Source organism: Escherichia sp. AM3 (genome assembly GCF_032029835.1).
Classification (GTDB): Bacteria; Pseudomonadota; Gammaproteobacteria; order Enterobacterales; family Enterobacteriaceae; genus Escherichia; species Escherichia coli.
In genome coordinates, this window is record NZ_JAVUPQ010000166.1 from 1 (window position 1) to 3,333 (window position 3,333).

Sequence of the window (3,333 nt, forward strand, 5' to 3'; positions counted from 1 at the left end):
ATGTGGCGGCATATGGCACTGACTTCTGCCGCCGTATTAACGCAATTAACGCATTATATTGACGCAGGTGGTGGTAGTCGGGGAGCACGTATTAGTCTCGACAGGGATGGAAATTCTATTCCGCAAACACGAAATGGTTTTTGTGATGCCTGGCGCTTTCGTTCAGAGCGTACTGAGGATAAAAAAGATAAACTACTTATTCATTATTGCAACGGTATCTTTCACGTCAGAGAAACACCTGTTCGTGAGTTTCCTATTATCCGAGGTATTTGGTTTGAAAAAAACTGGCCTGGTTTTCTTAATGGGACAATTTACCAGCCACAGGATGAATGATATTGCAAAGGTTAATCACTATGCGAAATATAATTAAATCTATTAATGCTCTGCTTGCAGCATTGAACATTACCATTTTGGCGATCATCGTGGCATGTGTGACGTGGCAGGTGGCTGCACGATTTATATTTACTAGTCCCAGTATTTTTACAGATGAACTCAGCCGTTTGCTCTTTATTTGTCTTGGACTTTTTGGTGGGGCATACACCGCAGGGCAAAACCGGCATCTGGCGATTGACCTGCTACCTATGATGCTGAAAGGAAAAGCCCGACGTCATTTATTTTTGTGTATTCAGATTATCGTTATTATCTTCGCAACCATCATTATGGTATATGGTGGTGGGCTATTAACGATGGATACATTCGATTCAGGTCAGACCTCGCCCGCTTTAGGCTGGCAAATGGGATATATCTATATGAGCATCCCGATTAGTGGTGTACTTATTATTATATACACCATAGATATGGTTTTAACCGAACTTAAACAACCACTCTAAAGATAACAAACAACAACCAACCATAGTAGGAATGGAGAAATTATGGATTACTGGTTACCGATTATTGTGTTATTTGGTGCCTTCTTTTTTATGTTGGCATTAGGTGTACCTATTGTTTATGCCATTGGTTTATCGACACTGGCATCAATTTCCACACAACTCGATTTCAACTCAGCATTGAGTGTGGTTTCCCAAAAGTTAGCCTCCGGGTTAGATAGTTTTACGTTGTTGGCAATCCCATTTTTTATCTTGTCTGGCAACATTATGAACCATGGAGGAATAGCGCGACGATTAATCAACTTTGCCCGTATTCTCGGCGGTCGTCTGCCAGGCTCACTTGCCCACTGTAATATTCTCGCCAATATGCTGTTCGGGGCAATTTCTGGTTCAGCCGTGGCTTCGGCGGCTGCGATGGGCGGCGTCATGCATCCGCAACAGGTTAAAGAGGGTTACGACCCGGCATTCAGTACTGCGGTTAACGTTGCCTCTGCCCCGACGGGTTTGCTTATTCCACCAAGTAATACGTTAATCGTCTATTCACTGGTCAGTGGTGGTACTTCTATTGCCGCACTGTTCCTGGCGGGTTATGTTCCGGGAATTTTGCTGGGTCTGGCACTGATGGTAATAGCCGGTATTATCGCGGTACGTCGCGGTTATCCAAAGCCAGAACGCCCGACTTTACGCCAGGCTGGCGTTGCGATATGGATGGCTATCCCCAGTATTTTCCTGATTATTTTAATTATGGGGGGTGTATTAAGTGGTATTTTTACCCCGACAGAGGCCTCCGCAATTGCAGTAATTTATACCCTTTTCCTTGCACTGGTTCTTTATCGTGAAATCTCAGTTAAAGATTTACCTAAAATATTTCTGGAATCCGTTATTACCACTGCAATTGTCTTGTTATTAATTGGTTCTTCGATGGGTATGTCATGGGCAATGTCAAACGCTGACGTTCCCTTCCTGATTCTCGATTTGCTTAACACTATTTCTGACAACCCAATAATAATCCTGCTTATTATCAATATTATCCTGTTGATTATCGGCACTTTTATGGATATGACACCGGCGGTACTGATTTTTACGCCGATATTTTTACCGGTTGTCACCGAACTGGGCATGGACCCGATTCACTTTGGTATTGTCATGGTACTGAACATGTGTATCGGTATTTGTACTCCGCCTGTAGGCAGTGTGTTATTTGTCGGTTGTAGTGTATCTAAATTACCGATTAATAAAATTATCAAACCTATGCTGCCATTCTATGCCGTGATGGTATTGGTGCTGGCAATGGTGACCTATATTCCGCAAATCAGTATGGCATTGCCAAGAGCACTGGGCTACTGATGCGCATTCACTGGCGGCACCTGCCGCCATATTTATTAGAAAAGGAACATCTATGAAAATAAAAGTATCCGCTGGCATTATCGGTGCTGTTCTTATGTTATCCGCAAGCCAGTCCTGGGCAGTGACATTAAAACTGAGTCATAATCAGGATAAGTCTCATCCTGTTCATAAAGCGATGGAGTTCTTTGCGAAAAAGAGCAAAGAGTACTCTAACGGTGATATTACTATTCGTATTTATCCAAATGGAACATTGGGTACTCAACGAGAAACAATGGAGCTGATTCGTTCTGGCGCTATTCCCCTGGTAAAAACCAATGCGGCAGAAATGGAAGCATTTGAAAATTCCTATAAATTATTTAGCCTGCCTTATTTGTTCCGCGATCGTGATCATTATTATCAGGTCATGCAGGGCGATATCGGGAGAAAAATCCTCGACTCAACGAAAAGCAAAGGTTATTTCGGGCTGACTTTTTATGATGGAGGCGCCCGCAGTTTCTATGGCAATAAACCAGTACTGAAACCAGACGATCTGAAAGGCATGAAAGTCCGTGTCCAGCCAAGCCCTGGCGCAGTTGAAATGATCAAAGTCATGGGCGGTAACCCGACGCCACTGGATTACGGCGAGTTGTATACAGCCTTACAGCAGGGTGTGGTCGATATGGCAGAAAACAGCGTGATGGCGCTGACTACCATGCGTCACGGTGAAGTGGCAAAATCCTTCAGCCTTGACGAACACACTATGGTTCCCGATGTGGTTCTGATGAGCAATGCTGCGTTTGATAAACTTAGCCAGGAAAATCAGGCAGTTATATTAAAAGCAGCTAAAGAATCAATGAGCTACATGAAAGACTTGTGGAGCGAGGAAGAGAAACAAGAATTTGCAAAACTGGATAAAATGGGCGTGAAAGTCTACCAGGTAGATAAAGCTCCGTTTATCGAGAAAGTACAGCCAATGTACGCAAACTTCGCTAAGGACAACCCAGCCCTTGCCCCAATGCTGGCTGATATTCAGGCAGCTAAGTAATTATCTTCGTAGGGCTGCTTATTGTGGCCCTTATCGATATCTGCAAGTGCTCGCTACAAAAGCAAAACGCCGACCAATGGTCGGCGTTTTTACGTCTCGTTGAATAACGAATTATTCAGCTACTACGTTTACGAT

The 3,333-nt window shown here is 43.7% G+C and carries 3 protein-coding genes and 1 pseudogene; all 4 read left to right on the plus strand.

Annotated elements, in window-relative coordinates:
• Positions 1-333 (plus strand): annotated as a pseudogene (locus RTW80_RS23335) (oxidoreductase); the annotation flags it as partial.
• A 20-nt stretch (positions 334-353) separates the two neighbouring features.
• Entirely contained in the window at positions 354-830 is a 477-nt protein-coding gene (locus tag RTW80_RS23340) for a TRAP transporter small permease (protein ID WP_001375330.1), read from the plus strand.
• A 42-nt stretch (positions 831-872) separates the two neighbouring features.
• Entirely contained in the window at positions 873-2,174 is a 1,302-nt protein-coding gene (locus RTW80_RS23345; RefSeq protein ID WP_000386846.1) for a TRAP transporter large permease, read from the plus strand.
• Between the two features lie 52 nt (positions 2,175-2,226).
• Entirely contained in the window at positions 2,227-3,198 is a 972-nt protein-coding gene (locus RTW80_RS23350) for a TRAP transporter substrate-binding protein (protein ID WP_000695892.1), read from the plus strand.
• The last annotated feature ends 135 nt before the right edge of the window (positions 3,199-3,333 follow it).